Source organism: Microbacterium sp. KRD172 (assembly GCF_017168295.1).
Classification (GTDB): Bacteria; Actinomycetota; Actinomycetes; order Actinomycetales; family Microbacteriaceae; genus Microbacterium; species Microbacterium profundi.
Window position 1 is genome coordinate 3,023,587 of the sequence record NZ_JABFAS010000002.1, and the last position, 19,697, is coordinate 3,043,283.

General features: G+C 67.7%; 14 protein-coding genes. 6 read left to right on the forward strand and 8 right to left on the reverse strand.

Annotated features, from left to right (window positions below; all coding sequences use genetic code 11):
- Window positions 1-80 precede the first annotated feature (80 nt).
- Window positions 81-1,883, forward strand: coding sequence for an ABC transporter ATP-binding protein (locus J1M43_RS14870; RefSeq protein ID WP_206477168.1), 1,803 nt, complete (start codon window positions 81-83; stop codon window positions 1,881-1,883).
- On the forward strand, window positions 1,880-2,698 hold the full coding sequence (locus tag J1M43_RS14875; RefSeq protein ID WP_033105274.1) for an energy-coupling factor transporter transmembrane component T: 819 nt from the start codon (window positions 1,880-1,882) through the stop codon (window positions 2,696-2,698). The genes J1M43_RS14870 and J1M43_RS14875 overlap by 4 nt, the downstream gene beginning before the upstream one ends.
- A 247-nt stretch (window positions 2,699-2,945) precedes the next feature.
- On the opposite strand, the gene J1M43_RS14880 is transcribed toward J1M43_RS14875, so the two are convergent.
- A complete protein-coding gene (locus J1M43_RS14880; protein ID WP_033105275.1) occupies window positions 2,946-4,109 on the reverse strand; it encodes an acyl-CoA dehydrogenase family protein in 1,164 nt (387 codons plus the stop codon).
- Between the two features lie 141 nt (window positions 4,110-4,250).
- Complete coding sequence (locus tag J1M43_RS14885) at window positions 4,251-5,177, reverse strand: D-alanyl-D-alanine carboxypeptidase family protein (protein WP_206477169.1); 927 nt, start codon at window positions 5,175-5,177, stop codon at window positions 4,251-4,253.
- Between the two features lie 85 nt (window positions 5,178-5,262).
- Here J1M43_RS14885 and J1M43_RS14890 point away from each other — a divergent pair, with 85 nt between their 5' ends.
- Complete coding sequence (locus tag J1M43_RS14890; RefSeq protein WP_084595583.1) at window positions 5,263-6,939, forward strand: Rv2578c family radical SAM protein; 1,677 nt, start codon at window positions 5,263-5,265, stop codon at window positions 6,937-6,939.
- 67 nt (window positions 6,940-7,006) lie between these two features.
- Entirely contained in the window at window positions 7,007-7,546 is a 540-nt protein-coding gene (locus J1M43_RS14895; protein ID WP_206477170.1) for a YaeQ family protein, read from the forward strand.
- 199 nt (window positions 7,547-7,745) lie between these two features.
- Here the strand turns inward: J1M43_RS14895 and J1M43_RS14900 are convergent, their stop codons facing one another.
- Window positions 7,746-10,037, reverse strand: a complete 2,292-nt coding sequence (locus tag J1M43_RS14900) for a DEAD/DEAH box helicase (protein WP_206477171.1) — start codon at window positions 10,035-10,037, stop codon at window positions 7,746-7,748.
- 238 nt (window positions 10,038-10,275) lie between these two features.
- Between J1M43_RS14900 and J1M43_RS14905 the strand changes: the two genes are divergently transcribed.
- A complete protein-coding gene (locus J1M43_RS14905) occupies window positions 10,276-11,172 on the forward strand; it encodes an aldose 1-epimerase family protein (protein ID WP_200880948.1) in 897 nt (298 codons plus the stop codon).
- On the opposite strand, the gene J1M43_RS14910 is transcribed toward J1M43_RS14905, so the two are convergent.
- The 5 genes from J1M43_RS14910 to J1M43_RS14930 all read right to left on the reverse strand — a co-directional run bounded on the left by J1M43_RS14910 (window position 11,165) and on the right by J1M43_RS14930 (window position 18,062).
- Window positions 11,165-13,297: a UvrD-helicase domain-containing protein gene (locus tag J1M43_RS14910; RefSeq protein ID WP_084595773.1), complete on the reverse strand. Its 2,133-nt coding sequence runs from the start codon at window positions 13,295-13,297 to the stop codon at window positions 11,165-11,167. The two genes, J1M43_RS14905 and J1M43_RS14910, sit on opposite strands and share 8 nt — an antisense overlap.
- Window positions 13,298-13,432: 135 nt before the next feature.
- Window positions 13,433-16,621, reverse strand: coding sequence for an efflux RND transporter permease subunit (locus J1M43_RS14915; protein ID WP_206477172.1), 3,189 nt, complete (start codon window positions 16,619-16,621; stop codon window positions 13,433-13,435).
- A 19-nt stretch (window positions 16,622-16,640) separates the two neighbouring features.
- Window positions 16,641-17,231 (reverse strand): TetR family transcriptional regulator, encoded by a 591-nt coding sequence (locus J1M43_RS14920; RefSeq protein ID WP_307823501.1) that lies wholly within the window; start codon window positions 17,229-17,231, stop codon window positions 16,641-16,643.
- Window positions 17,232-17,337: 106 nt separating this feature from the next.
- Complete coding sequence (locus J1M43_RS14925; RefSeq protein ID WP_206477174.1) at window positions 17,338-17,697, reverse strand: CrcB family protein; 360 nt, start codon at window positions 17,695-17,697, stop codon at window positions 17,338-17,340.
- Window positions 17,694-18,062, reverse strand: a complete 369-nt coding sequence (locus J1M43_RS14930) for a CrcB family protein (RefSeq protein WP_206477175.1) — start codon at window positions 18,060-18,062, stop codon at window positions 17,694-17,696. Before J1M43_RS14930 ends, J1M43_RS14925 begins: the two co-directional genes overlap by 4 nt.
- Window positions 18,063-18,154: 92 nt before the next feature.
- Between J1M43_RS14930 and J1M43_RS14935 the strand changes: the two genes are divergently transcribed.
- Window positions 18,155-19,681 (forward strand): FAD-dependent oxidoreductase, encoded by a 1,527-nt coding sequence (locus J1M43_RS14935; RefSeq protein WP_206477176.1) that lies wholly within the window; start codon window positions 18,155-18,157, stop codon window positions 19,679-19,681.
- The last annotated feature ends 16 nt before the right edge of the window (window positions 19,682-19,697 follow it).

Below are 19,697 nucleotides of genomic sequence, written 5' to 3' on the forward strand. Positions count from 1 at the left end.
CAACACGGATGGCTCGATGGCGAATCAGGTAAGGCTCAGCTAAGTTAGAACGGTACGTTCCATCGATCCGGGGTTCCGCCGTGCGCTCATCCGCGCCCCTTCTTCGCGTGCGTGATCTCACCCTCACGCACGCCGATGCCGCGCGCCCCTCCCCGAGCGACGTGAACTTCGACATCGCGCCAGGCGAGGTCGTGCTGCTGCTGGGCCCTTCCGGTTCGGGCAAGTCGACGCTCACGCTCGCGCTGAACGGTCTGATCCCGCACGCCCTGCCCGCGACGATGACGGGCACGGTCGAAGCGGGCGGGATCGACACCGCGCGCTCGGACACCGCCACGCTCAGCACGCACGTGGCGATGGTGTTCCAGGATCCCGACGCCCAGATCGTCACCGGCACCGTGTACGACGAGGTGGCCTTCGGACCGGAGAACCTGCTGCTTCCGCTGGACGAGGTGCGCGCACGCGCAGAGGACGCCCTGCGCCGCGTCGGACTCTGGCAGCGTCGCGACGAGAACCCCGACCGTCTCTCCGGCGGCGGCCGCCAACGACTGGCGATCGCCTGCGCCCTCGCGATGGGATCGCCCCTCCTCGTGCTCGACGAGCCGACGGCCAACCTCGACCCGCAGGGCATCGAAGACGTTTACGCCGCACTCGCCGATGTGGTCGCGGCCGGTGACCGCGCGATCCTGCTCGTCGAGCACAACCTCGACGCCGCTATGGAATTCGTGACGCGCACGATCGTGCTCGATCAGGCGGGCACCGTCGCATTCGACGGTCCGGTCGACGAGATCCTCCGCGGGCACACGGAAGAGCTCGTCTCGATGGGCGTGTGGCTGCCGGCCGCGACGCTGACGGCACGGATGCTGCGCGAGCGCGGCATCCTGTCTCACGATGCGCCGCTGCCGCTGACGCCGGTTGAACTCGCGGAGATGTTGAGCGACCGCGTCTCCGACGGGACGTTGAGCGAGCCCATCCCCCGCGGGACGTTGAGCGAGCCCATCCCCCGCGGGACGTTGAGCGAGCGCATCCCCCGCGGGACGTTGAGCGAGCGCAGCGAGACGAAACGGGTTGAGCGAGCCGAAGGCGAGTCGAAACCTCCCCGACCGCCGGCCCCCCTCATCCGTGCCCGCGGACTCACCGTCACGCGCGGACGACGCGAGATCCTGCACGACATAGACCTCGACATCGAGACCGGCAGCCTGACCGCGATCGTCGGGGCGAACGGCGCAGGCAAGACCACGCTCATCCAGGCGCTCGCCGGAGTCGTTCCTCCGCGGAAGCGCCAGGTGGACGTCGACGGTCTGGACCCTGCCACGGCCTCACCGCGCGATCTCGCCGCGCGCATCGGCTTCGTGTTCCAGAACCCGGAGCACCAGTTCATCGCGCACACCGTTTCTGACGAACTCGCGCACGGGCTCACCCTTCGACAGGCTCAGGGATCGCGAATGTCGAACGCGGAGCTCGCGCAGCGCGTGCACGAGATGCTCGTGCGCTTCGGGCTGGAGCACAAGGCGGACGTGCATCCGTTCCTGCTCTCGGGCGGCGAGAAGCGACGACTGTCGGTCGGCACCGCGCTGATCACCGGCCCCCGCGTGCTCGCACTCGACGAGCCGACATTCGGGCAGGATCGCGCACGAGCCACCGAGCTCCTCGCTCTTCTGAAGTCGCTGCGCCGCGAAGGCACGACCATCGTGATCGTCACGCACGATCTGCAACTCGTCGCAGAACACTCCACGCACACCGTCGTGCTCTCGGACGGACGCGTGCACGCCACCGGCCCCACCGACGACCTCTTCCGCGATGAGCAGGTCTTCGCCACCGCCGGGCTGCGGCTCCCCGCACTGCAGCGCATGCTCGCTTCCCATGCAGGGACGGCGGCGTCATGAGCACCACCGTCATCGACCCGTATGCCGCGATGGTCAGGGCCTCGCGCCGCGAGTTCCTGTACGCACTGAACCCGCTGGGAAAGGTCGCCGCAGTCGCCCCCGCGATGATCCTGCTGGTCTTCGTGCGCGACCTCGCCACACCTGCTGCCTTACTCGTGCTCGCATATGCGCTGATCCTGATCGGCGCGCGGCTGACCTGGCGGCTCTTGCTGCTTCTGCTCGTCGTGATACCGGTCGCCATGCTCGTGATCGGCATCGGTTTCTCGCTGTGGGTGGATGCCGCGCTCGTCGACGACACCGCATCGTTCCTGCGGATCGGCGGCTGGACCCTCTTCACCGGCGCGCTGGAAGTCGGGTTCGCCACCGCGCTGCGGCTCGGCGCCATCACCGCGCTCGCGCTGGTGGGCGGGCTCACCACGAGCGGTCCTGACCTGGTGCGCGCGAGCATCCAGCAGCTGCGGGTGCCGTACCGCGTCGGCTACACGGCGCTCGCAGCCTTCCGCTTCGTGCCGAGGTTCGGGCACGAGCTCAGCGTGATCCGCGCCGCGCACCGCGTACGCGGGCATCACGGCGGTCGCGGCCCGTTCGCGCGCATCGCCAGGGGCTGGGGGTACATCGTGCCGCTGCTCGCCGGAGCGATCCGTCATGCCGAGCGAGTGGCCCTGGCCATGGATGCCCGCGCCTTCGGCGCGCATCCCACCCGCACTGAACGCCATCTCGTGCCCTTCCGCACACGCGACGTCGTGTTCATCGTCCTGCTTCTCGCAGCATCCGCCGCGATCTTCATCGTGCTCTTCCCCTGGCAACCCGCCTGAAGGGCATCGCATGGCATTCAGCAAGATGGTGGGGCCCGAGACGACTGTGCTCCTGCACCTCGAAGTGCTGCGCACCGAGCAGATGCGCAGAGCGTTCGAAGGAGAAAAGTGCCGGTTCTGACGCCGTGAAACCGGCACTTTCCTCCTTTCGTCGCGCTGATCACTTCCGAGCCGACAGCGGGGTCGAAACGAGACCAGTACGGACTACTCCGGTAGCAAGCGCTTTGTTACCGGAGTAGCCCGGGCGTCAGCGCTTGCCGACGATCTGACGCCCCACGAGGTCGCGCATGATCTCGTTGGTGCCGCCGTAGATGCGGTGCACGCGGGCGTCGGTGAAGGCGCGGGCGATCGGATACTCCATGATGTAGCCGTAGCCGCCGTGCAGCTGCACGCCGGTGTCGAGCACCTCCCACTCGCGCTCGGTCGCCCAGAACTTGACCTTCGCGGCATCCTCAGCGGTGAGCTTCTTGTCCTTGTACGCGCGCAGCGCCTGGTCGATGTACGCCCACATCACCTCGGTGGTGGTGACCATGTCGGCGAGGCGGAAGCGGGTGTTCTGGAAGTCGGCGATGCGCTCGCCGAACGCCTCGCGGTCCTTCGTGTAGGCGATGGTCCAGGCGGTCGCAGCCTCGGCAGCCGCAGCGGCGGCGACACCGATCGAAAGTCGCTCGAGCGGCAGGTTCATCATCAGCTGGATGAAGCCCTGCCCCTCCTTGCCGCTGATGAGGTTCTCGTCGGGGACGAACACGTCGGTGAAGCTGAGCTCTGCAGTGTCCCAGCCGTGGAAGCCCATCTTCTGGAGCTTCTTGCCCTGGTCGAAGCCCTCCATGCCCTTCTCAACGATCAGAAGGCTGAATGCGTCGGGGCGGTTGCCCTCGCCCGTCTTCACGAATGTCACGACGATGTCGGCCGTCGTGCCGGATGAGATGAAGGTCTTGGCGCCGTTGAGGATGTAACCGCCATCGACCTTCTTGGCGTTGGTCTTGATGCCGCGAAGATCGGAGCCTGCGCCGGGGTCGGTCATGGCGAGAGCGCCGAGCACCTCGCCGGTCGCCATGCGTGGGAGCCACTTCTCCTTCTGCTCCTGCGTGCCCATGTGCACGAGGTAGGGCACGGCCAGGTCGTCCTGGATGCCGAAGGCGCCGGCCAGCGAACCGGCACCGGATGCGATGACCTCTTCCATCACGATGGTACGGAAGCGGTAGTCCTGCAGCATGCCGGCGCCGCCGAACTCCTCGGGGACCGAAAGCCCGATCAGGCCGGCCTCACCTGCGGCGAGCATGGTCTCGCGGTCGATCTCGCCCGCGGCATCCCACTTCTCGATGCTCTCATTGCTGACGTGGCGCTTGACGAAGTCCTTCACCAGGTCGCGGAAAGCCTCGTGGTCTTCTTCGTAGATTTCGCGTTCCATGCCGTCCTCCCGAACGTGTCAGTGCGTCGTTGCTCCCGCGATTCTAGGGCGGAGAGCGGATGCCGTGACAGCTCGTTGTGAGAATGCATCCCGCCATGCGTGGGACTGCGTACCGCGTTTGTGGGAAGCCACAGAACCGGCTCAGTGCACGTAGTCGGGAGCCGCAGCGAGCCCGAAGAACTCCTCGAGCGTGTGGAAGCCGCCGTCATGGTAAGCCGCCGCGAGCTGCGGCCCGACGAAGCGGAGGTGCCACGGTTCAGGCATGTAGCCGGTCCGGTCGCTCGCGCCACTCTCATAGCGGACGACGTAGCCGTACTCCCACGCATGCTCGGCCACCCAGGCGGCCTGCGCGGTGCTGCCGAACGCGTCGATCTCACCGCAGGCATCGCCGCACGCGACGACGTCCACAGCCAGCCCGGTCTGATGCTCGCTGAATCCTGCGCGCGCCGAGCCCTCGTCCGCACCCGCGACACCCTCGGCGGCGACGAAACCGGAATAGGTCGAGACCTGCAAGTTGTACGAGCGATAGCCGTTGTTGATCCCGAGCACTCCCGCACCCGACGCGTCAGCGGTCTGCGCGAGCGCGCCCAGCGCATCGCGCGCATCCGTCCGAAGGCGATCGGATGGTGTCGTGGATGCGAGATCGACGCCGTCGAGGCTTGACGGCTCGAAACCCAGAGGCGCAAGCGGGCGGGTCTTGTTCACCACCACCCAGATGCGGGCTGGATCACTCAGCGAAATGCACGGCGCGTTTCCCGCGATCACGGCGTCTCGAAAGGCCGCACCTCCGCCGAACGCCGCGATCGCCGCCTCGTCGGCGCCCGCCGCGAGCGCCTCGGCGACTGCCGCATCCGCACACGGGTCAGCCGCGATGACGCCGCCGACATCCACACCAGGCAGTTGAGCCGCGACGGCCGGCGTGGGAGGAAGCTCGGCGTCCGCCGCGGCCGGCACATCGACGACGGCCCACAGCATCCCGAGCGCCGTCACGGCCAGGCCGATGGGCAGCGCGACGATCAGCACGCGCGACGGACGCGAGGCGTGCCGTGGGTGATGGGCGCCGCTCATGGTTCCATTGTGCCCCGCATCCACCGATCGAACATATATTCCACACGATCTTGACTTAACATCGTGCATTTGTTCGAATGAGTTCATGCGATGGCAGGGACAGACGATCGACGACGCGGATGACGCGGCGCTGCCGGGCATGGAGAACCGCACGGGTATCGTCCGCTCCGTGACGACGCCGGAGTTCGCGGGGATGACGTTCCACGAGGTGCTGGCGCGCTCCGCGCTGAATCACGTGCCCAGCGGCTCGCGTATGCCGTTCAGCTGGACGATCAATCCCTACCGCGGATGCAGTCATGCATGCGTGTACTGCGTATCCCCCGACACGCTGGTGCTGTGCGCAGATGGACGGCAGCGTCGGATCGATGATCTCCTGGTCGGCGACGAGATCATCGGCACGGAGCGTCAAGGAAACTACCGCCGATATGTCCGCACACGAGTGCTCGCAAAGTGGGGTACTCAAAAGCCGGCCTATCGAGTCACCCTGGCAGACGGGACCGTGATCATTGCGAGCGGGGATCACCGATTTCTCACCGATCGTGGATGGAAGCACGTTGCGGATGCTGAGCGAGGCCAGCGCCCGCACCTCACCGCGAACAATAGGCTCATGGGATTCGGCGCACAGGTCGCGCGTCCTGAGATCCTCCAACTCATCACTTCATCGATGACGGAGCTGCGGATTCCGCATGTAAGCGAGCCGCCGCGACCCAACGGCGTCTCTTGCGTCCGCGTTACAGGCGGACTTCCTCAGCGCCAAAGGTTCTTCGACCTCACGCAACCAGCCATTATGAGGAAGCTCGGCATTGAGGGGAGCGCCGTGAAGTCGGCATCCGACCTCCGAATCGTCGCGGTCGACGCACTCGGTGAGACGCGAGATCTTGTCGACATCACGACAGGAACTGGCGATTTCATCGCTAACGGAGTAATAAGTCACAATTGCTTCGCTCGCGGAACGCATGAGTACCTCGACCTCGACGGTGGTGGCGACTTCGATTCGCAGATCGTCGTGAAGACCAACGTCGCCGAAGTGCTCGCGAAAGAGCTGCGGAAAGGCAGCTGGCAGCACGAGAGCGTCGCGCTCGGCACGAACACCGATCCGTACCAACGTGCCGAAGGCCGTTACAAACTGATGCCCGACATCATCCGCGCCCTCGCGGAATCCGGCACCCCGTTCTCGATCCTCACCAAGGGAACGTTGATCCGGCGCGACATCCCGATATTGAGGGATGCTGCGAAGCACGTGCCAATCGACATCCAGATGTCCATCGCAATGTACGACGACGCACTGCAGCACTCGATCGAGCCGGGAACGCCTTCGACACAAGCGCGGCTCGACACCGTGCGCGCTCTGACTGATGCGGGGTTCCGCGTGGGCGTCTTCCTGATGCCCGTTCTGCCGCACCTCACCGACTCGGTCGCGGCCATCGATCACGCGTTGCAGCGCATCGAGCAGACCGGCGCCGACCACGTCATCTACGGCGCCCTGCATCTGCGCGCCGGGGTCAAGCCCTGGTTCATGCAATGGCTCGGGCGCGAGCATCCGGAACTCATGTCGTCGTACCGCGAGCTGTATCCGGGCGCAGCGGCCGATGCTCCGAAGGCGTACCGGCAGTGGTTGGCGAAGCGGGTGCGTCCGCTGATCCGTGCGCACGGGCTCGAGGCGCGCCATTCAGACGACGACGCATACCCTGCTCGGCAGCTCACTCGGCCGACGCACTTGCGCACGACCGCCGCCGCTCAGCCTGCGCCAACTCTGTTCTGACAACGCACTGTTCTGACGACCCCGTCGCGGTCAGGCCTGCCCCGGCTGGCACGTAGGCTCAGTGACTATGGCAATCGGCGCGATGATCCACACGTTCACGGTGCAACTCGCCGATACGGACCGCGGCGTCTACGACGACCTCACGCTCCGCGTCGCACGGCATCCGTCCGAGACCGACGCATACATGGTGACCCGCACGCTCGCCTACTGCCTGGAGTACGTCGAGGGCATCGTCTTCGGCGCCGGCATCTCGTCGACGGAAGAACCTGCGGTGCTCGTGCGCGATCTCACCGGCAAGGTCACCGTGTGGATCGAGGTCGGAGCCCCTGACGCCGAACGTCTGCACTACGGCAGCAAGCTGGCCGACCGGATCGTCGTCTACACGCACCGCGATCCGATCAAGGTCATCGCACCGTGGGCGGGCAAGCGCATCCACAACGCCGAGGCGATCCAGGTGTTCAGCTTCGACCCCGGCTTCGTCGATGCCGCGGCCGCGGTGCTCGAGCGACGCAACACCGTGACGCTGACTGTCACTGAGCAGCAGCTGTACCTCGACCTGAACGGGACCACTCTGAGCTCTGCGATCCACGTACGCGGCATCGACTGAACGGGCCGCTCACCGACCGGGATTGAGGTTGCCGATGGCGGGCGTTGCCTTTCGCAGCCGATCGCTCGACGGATGCACTGCCGGCGCTCGACGGCGTCAGTTTCCAGCGATTCACAACTCCTCAAGAACAACGCAGAAGGGCCCCGGAATCAGCTTCCGGGGCCCCGATCCTCAGAATTCTGAGGAGTTGTGAACGGTGTTACGCGGTGATCTCGTCGTTGCTCGGCATGCGCCCGGTGATCTCCTCGATGATGTCGTCACCGATCCGAGCGGATTCGAACGGTGCGTCGATCTCGGCGCGACCCAAGAGCTCGGTCATGCGACGCTGACGCTGACGCGTGATGAGCGTGACGACGCGTCCGGCACGGCCCGCACGCCCGGTGCGACCCGAGCGGTGCATGTAGGTCTTGTACTCGTCCGGCGCGTCCGCCTGGATCACCAGGTCGATGTCGTCGACGTGGATGCCGCGGGCTGCGACGTCGGTGGCGACCAGAACCGACACGCGACCAGAGGTCATGCGCTCGAGGTTGCGGGTGCGCTTGGCCTGATTGAGGTCACCGTGCAGCGCAGCCGCCGGGATCCCGGCGTCGTCGAACTGTTCGGCCAGCGTCTCCGCGTACGCACGGGTGCGGGCGAAGACGAGAGTCTTGCCTGCGCGGTCGACCATCGACGTGAGGATCTCGGCCTTGTCGCGGTGCTCGATCACGAGCACGCGGTGGTCGATCGTGCCGGAGTCCTGGTCTTCGCCGGAGACCTCGTAGACGGCAGGATCCACGAGGAACTCGTCGACGAGGGCAGCGACCTCGCGGTCGAGCGTCGCCGAGAACAGCAGCTTCTGGCTGCCCTCCTGTGTGTGGCGGAGGATGCGCTGCACGGGCTCGACGAATCCGAGCTCGCACATGTGGTCGGCCTCGTCGAGTACCGCGATGCGGCAGTCGGAGAGGTCGAGCTTGCGCTGCTTGATCAGATCCTCGATGCGGCCGGGAGTGCCGATCACGATGTCGACGCCCTTCATCAGCGCGCCGACCTGGCGGCCCTGCGGGACGCCACCGTAGATCTGCGTGGTGAACAGGCCGACGCTGCGGGCGATCGGCTGGATCGTGCGGTCGATCTGCAGCGCGAGCTCACGCGTCGGGGCGAGGATGATCGCACGAGGCTTGCGGCCGTACTCGCGGCGCTTGCCCGCCTGCGACTTCAGCACGCGCTCGACGAGCGGTGCGCCGAACGCGATGGTCTTGCCCGAGCCGGTGCGGCCACGGCCGAGCACGTCGCGACCCTCGAGGATCGACGGGATCGTCGCCGCCTGAATGGCGAACGGCGAAGACGCGCCGAGCTCCTTCAGAACGTCGACGATGTTGGAGCCGATGCCGAGATCGGCGAATGTGACGCCATCAACTTCTGGGGCCGCGATCGTCTTCGCCTCGAGGCGCTCGTGCACGACGTCCTCGGTCTTCTCGAATTTCGATCCGCCGGTCGCTGAGCCTGTCGAAGCGTTCCAGTCGTCGCGACTCGCGCGCGGCTCGCTGCGGCGATCGTCACGACGGGGTCCACGGTCATCACGGCGGGGTCCACGATCGTCACGACGGGGGCCGCGATCGTCACGACGGGGGCCGCGATCGTCACGACGGGGACCACGGTCATCACGGCGCGCATCGTCACGGCGGGCATCGTCACGGCGGGGGCGGTCGCCCTGGTGGCGGGAACCGGTCGCCGAGCCCGTCGACGCGTCCCGCTGCGGACGCTCGCTGTTCACGCGAGGGCGGTCCTCGTAACGGGGGCGGCCATCCGTGCGCTCGCGGTCATCGCGACGCGGACGCTCGTCGTTGTAGCGCGGACGCTCGGCGGGTCGATCGCTGTTGAAGCGGGGACGATCGTTGTTGTAGCGGGGACGCTCGCCGCCGCGGTCATTGTTGAACCTCGGGCGGTCGCCCTGGTAGCGAGAACCAGTCGACGCACCGGCGTCCCGACGCGGACGCTCATCCTGACGCGCGCGGTCATCCCGACGCGGACGGTCATCGTTGAACCGAGGACGCTCAGCGCCACGATCGTTGTCGTACCGCGGACGCTCAGCGCCACGGTCGCTGTTGTACCGGGGACGGTCGTCGTTGAAGCGACGCCCATCGGTGCGCGGACGCTCGCCCTGGTGGTGCGGCGTCTCGCGGCGACCCGACTCGGCGCGGCCGCGGATGCCGCGTGCCTCATCACGGCCGGCACGCTCCTGGTCGCTCCAGCGACGCTTCGGAGCGCCGCTGTCGGCCTCGGCCGGACGGTATCCGCGGTGGGTCGCGCTCTTGCTGCCCGGGCGGCGGTCGGCGCCGCGGTCAGAGGTCGACGTGGGGTGGCTCGACGCAGAGCGCTGTGCGCCGGCATCCGAACGTCCACCCTCTGGGCGACCGGCGTGACGGTCGTGGAACGAGGTCTTGTTCGCGCCGTAGCGCGGCTCGAAGTTGCGCGAGGGCCTGCCGCCCTGGGGCTTCTTGTTCTTGGGCATGGGTGTGTCCTTCTGGGTTTTCTGCACCAAACAGCGCCGCGCTTAGCGCGCGGGGAAACCCGGACATCCGTCGGCCGGGGGCCATTCATGTGATGGTTAATGTGCGTCGATCGACGCTCACCATCGGCCCCTGGGCTCACACTTCCAACAGATAAACGCCCGCGCCATGCGCGGCTGCCCGAAGCCGACCGCACAAGTTTAGCCGATGCGCCTGAGAACACCCCCGTACGATGAAGCCGTGACTTCGCAATCCCCCACCGGCATCCAGATCCACCTTCAGCGCGGCGCCGTCACGGCGCAGATCGCCCAGGTCGGGGCATCCCTCCGCGGGCTCACCGTCGGCGGCGTCGATCTCGTCAGCCGGTACCCCGAGAACATCCCGACGCCGTCGTGCTCCGGTGTGGTGCTGGCGCCTTGGCCGAACCGGGTGCGCGACGGCGTCTGGGACGACGGCGGCACCACGCAGCAGCTCTCGATCAGCGAGCCGAAGCTGCACAACGCCAGCCACGGACTGCTGCGCTTCACCGCCTACGAGATCGAGCAGACGGATGCCGCCGCCACCCTGCGCGCGACGATCCACCCGCAGACCGGCTTCCCCTACGAGATCGCGACGACGGTCACGTATGCGCTCACCGACGCCGGCATCGAGGTCACGCACACGCTGACGAACCGATCGGATGCTGCGGCACCCGCCGCACTCGGCACCCACCCGTTCGTCACGATCGGCGATGCCGATCCGCACGACCTCGTGCTCACCGTGCCCGCCGCGACCCAGTTCGACGCCGACGAGCGGATGCTGCCCACCGGCACCTCCCCCGCACCGGCCGCACTGCGCGAAGGAGTGCGCCTCGGCGACATCGCGCTCGACACCGGCTTCACCGACCTCACGCGGGATGCAGACGGGTTCGTACGCCACTGCCTCACCGCACCAGACGGCCGCCGCGTCACCCTGCGCCAGGGCGAAGGCTTCGACTACGTGCAGGTGTACACGACCACGAATTACCCCGGCCATGATCTCGCGGTCGCCATCGAGCCGATGACGGCCCCGGCCGACGCGTTGAACAGCGGTCTCGGCATCCGTCGCCTCGCCCCGGACGAGACGTGGAGGCTCACCTGGGGCGTCGAGCTCAGCTGACGCGCAGCCGTCCCAGCTCCTGGGTGCAGCGCGTCAGCGCGACGTAGAGTCCGTTCCAGCCACGCGGCTCTGCGGCGATGCCGACGGCATCCACGAGCAGAGTGGCGTCCCATTCCAGCCCCTTCGCGTCGGTCGCAGAGAGCACCGTCGCGTCCGGAAGAGCCGCGCGCAGCGCGGCGAGGCGGTCGAGAGGCGCCACGACTCCGACCGTTCCGCCGCTCCAACGCGCTGACAACTCCTCGAAGAGCAGCGCAGCCTCAGCGGCAAGATCGCTCTCGTCGACATCGCGTTCCCACGGTTCGATGCCGGACGCCCGCACGGCCCGAGGCGGTTCGTTCTCACTTCCGGCATTGCGCAGCACGGGAGCGGTGAGCGCCATGACCTCGAGCGGAGTGCGATAGCAGATCGTCAGGCCGGCCTCAGTCCACTTCTTGCCGAATGCCGCGTCGACCGCCTGCGCCCAGGTCGTGTGCCGGTGCGGCGCCTCTGCCTGATCGATGTCGCCGACGGCCGTGATCGAACGCGAAGGACAGCGCCGCATCACCATCTGCCACTGCATCTCGGACAGCTCCTGCGCTTCGTCGATGACGACGTGCCCGTAGACCCAGTCGCGCTGCGAAGCAGCACGATCGGCGAGGAACTCACCCTGCGCCCGTCCGGATCCCTGGTCACCCAGCAGATCGGCGAGCGCGTCGATGAGCGGGATGTCGCTGCCGGCCCACCCGGTCGGCTCGCGGCGGACCGAGTCGCGCTCCGAGTCAGTGAGCTCCGGCGCCCACCGCCGCAGCAACGCGTCGTCGGCGAGCAGCCGGCGCAGCTCTGCCGTCGCATCCAGAGGCGGCCACCACTGGGCGAGCAGGTCAGCCAGGTCGCGGTCGATCGCGATCCGATCGCGCAACCGCTCGATGTCGTCCTCAGAGAGCAGTCCATCGACTTCGGCGCCCGTCGCGCCGGTCGCCGCAGCACGGTCATCGGAGCGCTCCAGCCCTGCGTCGACGTCGACGAGGATGTCCTCCAGGCCCTCCTCCATCCGCGCGAGCGTCTCTTCGCTGCGCTCGACGACGGCGTCGGTGAGCAGGCTGTGCACCTGCTCGAAGAAGACGGCCCGCGCCGCGTGGTACGAGCGTCCGGAAGTCGCAGAGGCGAGTACGCTCGCGATCCTCCGCCCGTCGAGCGTGTACTTCTCGCCCTCCCACACCAGCTCGAGTTCCCTCGGCTGCGGGACCAGCGACGCCGCATACTCCGACAGCGCCCGCTGCCAGAGCGCCCTGCCCTTGATCTCGGCGAGCACCCTCGGTTCATCACGCTCCACGCTGACGCCCGGCACCAGCGTGTCGCAGGTCGCGGAGACGACAGCCGTCTCACCGAGGCCCGGCAGCACCTGCGCGATATAGTCCAGGAACCGCATCGACGGGCCGAGTACCAGTACCCCCTGCGCAGCGAGGCGAGAGTGCGTGAAGAGAAGGTATGCGACCCGGTGCAGCGCCACCACGGTCTTGCCGGTGCCCGGTCCGCCCTGCACGACGAGCGGCCCGTGGGCGTCAGCGCGGATCACATCGTCCTGCTCACGCTGCAGCGTCGCCGCCGCCGTGCTCATGCGTCCGGTCCGGCGCTCGCCCAGCGCAGCGAGCAGTGCACCCTCTCCCACGAGCTCGCTGGCCACCGAGCCGTCGAGCGGCTCATCGTCGACGCCCACTACGGTGCGATCGCTCGTGCGGATGTGCCGGCGCTTCGCCTGCCCCTGAGGGTCCACCGCAGTCGCCGTGTAGAAGGCGCGCGCCGCCGGGGCGCGCCAGTCGATCACCAGAGGATCGTCATCCTCCGTGTCCGATGCGGGGATCCCCACCCGGCCCAGGTGCCTCACGGAATTGTCGAGCCCGTCGAGCCGCCCGAAGATCAGCCCCTGCTCGGCGTGCGACAGTTCTGCGCGACGCTGGGCCATCATGCGCATCCGCGTCTGCTGCACCGCATCCGCCGCAGGAGCCGCAAGGTCGGCATCGAGCTGCCGGAGGAGGTCGTCACGGCGCGTGAACGCCTCATCGAGGCTGACCTGTTCCTGCTCTACTGCTCTCTGGTTCGCGAGCTCGTCCTGGTCGGGCAGGGTGGTGAAGTCGTTCAGTGGCACTGACACTCTCTCTGTGTGCGCGGTCTACGGCTCTGTGCGCTCGATCTGAGATCAGCGCACTCGTCGCTGAACAACACCCGGTCGCGGACTATTCCAACGGGACTGCAAGACCATGCGGCCTCGCAGCCCCACGGATCAGCCTTGGTGCTCGCGCAGCTCGCGGCGGGTGAGCGGATGCTCGGACGCGTCGGTTTCGGACGCATCCCCTGCGGGAGCGTCGCCCCCTGTGTCAGGTCCAGCATCCGAATCGGGGGCCGTGCCACCGGCATCCGGCCCCGCCTTGCGAGCCCGGCGACGCTCCTTCGCCCCCTCGACGAGGTTGTAGAGCGTCGGAAGCACGATCAGCGTCAGCACGGTCGAGGAGACCAGGCCGCCGATCACGACGATCGCGAGCGGCTGCGAGATGAACCCGCCCTGCCCGGTGATCCCCAGTGCCATCGGAGTGAGGGCGAAGATGGTCGCGAGCGCCGTCATGAGGATCGGGCGCAGACGCTTCTCGCCTCCGGCCATCACCGCGTCACGCGTCGACAGACCCTTCTCCCGGTACTGGTTCACCAGGTCGACGAGCACAATGGCGTTCGTCACCACGATGCCGATCAGCATCAGCACGCCGATCAAGGATGCGACGCCCAGCGGCACGCCCGTGATGATCTGCAGCAGGATCGCACCGGTCGCCGCGAACGGCACAGAGACCAGCAGCAGCAGCGGTTGGCGCAGCGACTTGAAGGTCGCGACCATCACGACGTAGACGATCAGGATCGCGGCGAGCATCGCGAGCCCCAGCTGCGAGAACGAATCAGCCTGCTGCGACGCGACGCCGCCGACTTCGGCCGAGGCGCCGTCCGGCAGGTCGACCGCCTCGAGCGCGGCCGTGACCGATGCGGTCGCGGTCGCGAGGTTGTCCGACGCCGGCGGCACCGTGATCGTCGCGGTTCGGCGGCCCTGCTCGGTGGTGATCGAGGTCGGTCCCTCGCGCTGCTCGACGAGCGCGATGTCCTGCAGCGTGATGATCCCGCGCGGGCTGGGGATGGCCAGCGAACGCAGCGCATCGATCGTCGCCGGCGGCTCGGTCGCGGCGATGTACACCGTGAGGGCGGTGTCATCCAGCTCGACGGATCCGACCTGCTGCGGGCGCATCGTGCCCGAGACCAGCGTTCCCACTGCGACCTCCGAGAGCCCGTTGTCGGCCGCCGCCTGTCGATCGACGACCACAGCGATGTAGGGCAGCGATGCGGCGAGGTTGTCGGTGACCGCGCCGATGCCGTCGCGTCCGTCGAGCTCTTCGGCGACTGCTGAGGTCGCCTCGGCCAGAGCCTCGGCGCTCGGCGCCATGACGTTCACCTCGATGTCGCTCGATCCGAACCCTGCGGCGGCGTTCACGCTGATGTCGCCGACGTCTTCCAGTCCGTCGACAGCATCGAGCACATCGGCGCGAAGCTGCTCCTGATCGACATCCGCCGACGTCATGATCGAATAGGTCACCCCGGCTCCACCGGAGAAGGCGTCCATGAGTGACGAGCCACTCGAACCGATCGACACCTGCACGTTCTCGATGCCCTCGACGCCGTCCAGCGCATCCTCGACGACGGCTGCCGCCGCATCCTTCGTCTCGAGGCTCGCCGTCGGACCGAGGTCCTGCGTGACGGTCATGGTGTTCTGGCCTGTGTCGCTGAGGAAGTTGATCTTCATCAGCGGCGCGGCGGCGAGCGTGCCACCGAGCACCACGACGGCGAGGATCACCGTGACGGCCGAGTGCTTCAGCGTCCATCCGAGGATCGGACGGTACAGCTTCTGCAACGGCGTCGGCGGAGCATCCTGATGCTCGGGGTCGATCACGTTCCCGTTCTCGTCGCGCAGTTCCTTTCCTGGACGCAGGAACCAGTACGCCAGCACCGGGACGATCGTCAGCGCCACGAGCAGCGATGCGACCATCGCGATCGTCACCGTCATCGCGAACGGACGGAACAGCTCGCCGACCATGTCGCCGACGAAGACGATCGGCAGGAAGACCGCGACGGTGGTGATGGTGGATGCCGTGATGGCAGAGGCCACCTCACGCACCGCGAGGCGGATCGCATCGCCCTTGTCGGCATCGCCCACGTAGTGCCGCTTGATGTTCTCGATCACGACGATGGAGTCGTCGACGACACGACCGATCGCGATGGTGAGGGCGCCGAGGGTGAGGATGTTCAGCGAGTATCCGAACGCCTGCAGCCCGATGAAGGTGATCAGCACACTGGTCGGGATCGAGATCGCCGTGACCAGCGTCGAACGGATCGACAGCAGGAAGACGAGGATGACGATCACGGCGAAGACGAGCCCGAGCAGGCCCTCGGTGGCGAGTGTCTCGATCGACTGCACGATGAACGGCGCCTGGTCGAAGACGACGGTGAACTTCGCGTCGGGGAAGGTCTTCTGCAGCTCGTCGAGCTCGGCGATCACGCCGTCGGACACCTCGACCGTGTTCGCCGAGGGAAGCTTGGTGATCGAGATCGAGAGCGCGTCCTCGCCGTTCACGCGTGACAGCGACGACACCGGGTCGGACTCCAACGCCACGGTCGAGATGTCGGCGATCGTGGCATCCGTGCCCACCAACGGCAACGCGGCGATGTCGTCGACCGAGGTGATCTTGGCGCCGGTCTGAACCGTCAGCGTCTGACCGGCCTCGGTGATGTCGCCACCGGGGAAGAGCGTGCCGTTCTGCTGCAGTGCATCGCGGATCGCCTGGCTGCTCACGCCGGCCGCCGCGAGCTTGGCGTTGTCCGGCGTGATCGTGATGCGCTGCCCGATGCCGCCGACGATCTGTGCGGCATTGACACCGTCGACGTCTTCGAGGTCGGGGATCGCGACATTCTCCAAGTCGGCCTGAGCCGTCTCGGCGTCATCGAATCCGGTCACTGCGACCTGGATCACCGGGAAGTCGTCGATCGAGACCGACAGCACCTGCGGCTCGACCTCTTCAGGCAGCTGCGAGGAGATGCGGTTGATCGCCTGCTGCATCTTCTGCTCGGCGGTGGCGAGGTTCTCGCCGTAGGTGAGGGTGGCCTGGATGATCGACGAGTTCGTCGCGCTCGTCGCACTCGTGGACTCCAAGCCGGGAACGCCCTGGATCGCCGTCTCGATCGGCGTGGAGACATCGTTCTCGACGACCTCGGGTGATGCACCGGGGTAGGTCGTCATGACGATGAGCGACGGCAGCTCGAGCGAGGGGATGAGCTCCTGCTTGAGGTTCGTCAACGCGAGGCCGCCGAACACGGCGGCCACGATCGTGATGAGAGCGATCAGCGCGCGGTTGCGCAGGCTGAGGATGGCGAGTTTCGACACGGTGATCTCTCGGTTGTCTTTATGCGGCGGACTGCGGTGGAGGGGATGCTGCGGCGTCGGCGGTCCCGAGGATGCTGATGAGCGCGACCTCGATGAAGTGCTGTTCGAGCGGGTTGTCGTGGATCTGCGCGTGCCAGAGTACGCCGTCGATGAAAACGGCTGCGGCCTGCGCGCGGTCGATTCCGTGGACGGGGGCGAAGATGCCGACGAGTTCGTCCGACCACTGCCGTGCGAGCGCTCGCAGCCTCGAGTCATGCACCGCCGCAGTGACGACGGCGCGATCGGCCTGGACTGCCGTAGCGTCGGCGAGGGCGGTGTGGATCAGTTCGGCGAGCAGGGCCGGAGTCGCACCGCGTTCGCTGATGACCGCACGGATCTCCGTCATCCGCTCGGCCACGTGAGTGGCGAGCAGCTGGAGCGCGGCGTCTCGGAGGTCGTCGAGAGTCGCGAAGTACTGGGTCGTCGCACCGAGCGGAACATCGGCGCGGGCGGCGACCATGCGGTGAGTGATCGCGTCGACGCCGACCTCGGTGATGAGCGCGGCCGCAGCGGTGATGATGGCGAGTCGTCGCGTCTCGGGGTCGCGCCTGCGGCGGACTGCTCCAGCCACGACTCTCCCCTCTGGACTGTTGTACATGTACTTTTGTACATTCTTGCATTTGTGAGGATGCTGAGCGCGGCTCAGCGCGTCGTCGGGCGACCCACGCCGACCGGGCTCAGAGCGCCGCGCCGACGGCGAGGCCCACGAGTGCCGCGATCACGGATGCCGCGAACGTGCCGACGAGGTGCAGCACGGATGCGGGCCGCTCGCCGTCCTTCCAGAGGGCGATCGTATCGAGCATCGCCGTGCTGAAGGTGGTGTAGCCGCCGAGAAGCCCCGCGCCTATGACGAACACGGCATCCGGCAAGGCCGCAGTGACGACGCCGAGCACGAGCGACCCGGTGATGTTCACGATGACGATGCCCCAGGGGAAGCGGCGACCGGCGAAGCGGCTGACCCCCAAGTCAGCGGCGTACCGCAGCGCCGCGCCGACACCGCCGGCCACGGACGCGAACAGGAAGATGAGCGGAGTCATCGGGGGTCCCTCGACGCGGCGATGCGCATCCCGAGAACAGCGACTGCGACGCCGAGCGTCAGGGTGAGGATCGCGTACAGCCCTGCGAGCAGCGGCGACTGAGACCACAGCTGCACCGTGCCGACCGCGAAGGCGCTGTACGTGGTGAAGCCGCCGAGGATGCCGGCGCCGAAGAACACACGCACGTCCGAGTCGCCGGGAAGACGAACAGCGAGGATGCCGATCAACAGCGCACCGACGAAGTTCACCGCAAGGGTCGCGACGGGGAAGCCCCCGGCATTCGGGATCGACAGCGCCATCGCAAGCCGCGCCGCAGTGCCGATCGTCCCGCCGAGCGCGACGAGAAGCAGCCGACGCAGAGACACGCGGCCACTCTACCCCCGTCATCGCATGTCCGCGCACGACGTGATTGTCAAGGCTGTTCCGGGCGCCTCCCGAGCGGCGTTGACTGAGCGACATGAAGCCGCTGTGGAAGATCGAACCCACCGCCTCACTCGGATCGCCGTTCGAGACCGGTGCGCGACACGACGTGGTCGTCGTCGGCGCAGGGCTCACCGGACTGTCGACCGCCGTCATGCTCGCCCGCAAGGGTCTCGACGTCGCCGTCATCGACGCGGGCGAAGTCGGCGAACTCACTTCGGGTGCGAACACCGGAAAACTCACCCTGCTCCAGGGCCAGACCCTCGCGGGCATCCGCCGCCACCATCCGATCGGGCTCGTGAGGGCGTACGTCGATGCCAACCGCGCCGGAATGCAGTGGCTGACCGCGTTCGCCGACGACGCCGGGGTCGCGTATACCCGACGAACGGATCACACCTACGCGCAGACCCCCGGCGGTCTCGACGTCGTGCGGGCCCAGCATTTCGCGGCGCGTGAGGCAGGATTGGCGACCCGGATGCTGGCACCGGCCGACCTGCCCGCGACGCCCTTCCCGATCGTCGGCGCCGTCGCGCTCGAGGATCAGGTGACGATCGACCCGATGCTGATCGCACAGACCCTGGCCCGGCAACTGCTGGCTGCGGGCGGGACACTGCACACCGGCATCCGCGCCACCGGCGCCCATGCCGTTCCCGAGCCGCGCGTGGAGACCGCCGCCGGGCCGCTGCTCGCCGACCACATCGTTCTCGCCACCGGCACGCCGATCATCGACCGCGGCCTCTACTTCGCGAAGACCCGCGGCCTCAGGTCGTACTGCGTCGCCTTCCGCGTTCCCGGTGACGCGCTCGATGGAACCTTCATCTCCGTGGACGGCCCGAATCGGTCGATCCGTCCGGTCTCACCGGCCGATGGGCCTGGTGCGGCGGCGCAGCTCGTCGTCGGCGGGAACGGGCATCCGGTCGGACGCTCGGATGGCGAGACGGCCGCAGTCGAGGATCTCGGGTCGTGGACCCGGCAGTACTTCCCGGATGCCGAGGAGACCCACCGGTGGTCTGCACAGGACTACGAGTCGCACAACCTCATCCCGTTCGTCGGCGCGATGCCGCGGGGGCTCGGGCGCATCCGGTTCGCCACCGGCTACGCCAAGTGGGGACTGTCGAACGCGCCGGCCGCCGCGCTGCGACTCACCGCGGAGATCCTCGGCACCGACCGGCACGACCGACCGCGGTGGATGACCGCGATCGGCACGCGGCTGACCGTGCCGGCCGACATCGCGCGCGGAGCGGCCGAGAGCGGCCGGGTCGCAGCAGCGGCCGCATCCGGATGGTCGCGCGCCGGATCCCGCCCGGTGCCCGTCGATCGCCCGGCGGAGGGCACCGGCGTGGTGGCGAACCGTGCGGGTCGCCCGGTCGGTGTCTCGACCGTCGGCGGCGTCACCCGCGCGGTCTCTGCGATGTGCACGCACCTCGGCGGCGTACTCGACTGGAATGACGCCGAGTGCACGTGGGATTGCCCGCTGCACGCCTCGCGCTTCGCACCGGACGGCACCCGCATCGAGGGTCCGGCGCTGAAGGATCTGAAGCTGCTGCCTCGCGAGGGCAGCTGACGGGTTCCGGTATCCG

Bases quoted from the DNA above. Each gene is read 5' to 3' on its own strand.
- J1M43_RS14875 (WP_033105274.1), top strand. From the start codon at position 1,880: ATGAGCACCACCGTCATCGACCCGTATGCCGCGATGGTCAGGGCCTCG.
- J1M43_RS14880 (WP_033105275.1), bottom strand. From the start codon at position 4,109: ATGGAACGCGAAATCTACGAAGAAGACCACGAGGCTTTCCGCGACCTG.
- J1M43_RS14885 (WP_206477169.1), bottom strand. From the start codon at position 5,177: ATGAGCGGCGCCCATCACCCACGGCACGCCTCGCGTCCGTCGCGCGTG.
- J1M43_RS14890 (WP_084595583.1), top strand. From the start codon at position 5,263: ATGCGATGGCAGGGACAGACGATCGACGACGCGGATGACGCGGCGCTG.
- J1M43_RS14895 (WP_206477170.1), top strand. From the start codon at position 7,007: ATGGCAATCGGCGCGATGATCCACACGTTCACGGTGCAACTCGCCGAT.
- J1M43_RS14900 (WP_206477171.1), bottom strand. From the start codon at position 10,037: ATGCCCAAGAACAAGAAGCCCCAGGGCGGCAGGCCCTCGCGCAACTTC.
- J1M43_RS14925 (WP_206477174.1), bottom strand. From the start codon at position 17,697: ATGACTCCGCTCATCTTCCTGTTCGCGTCCGTGGCCGGCGGTGTCGGC.
- J1M43_RS14935 (WP_206477176.1), top strand. From the start codon at position 18,155: ATGAAGCCGCTGTGGAAGATCGAACCCACCGCCTCACTCGGATCGCCG.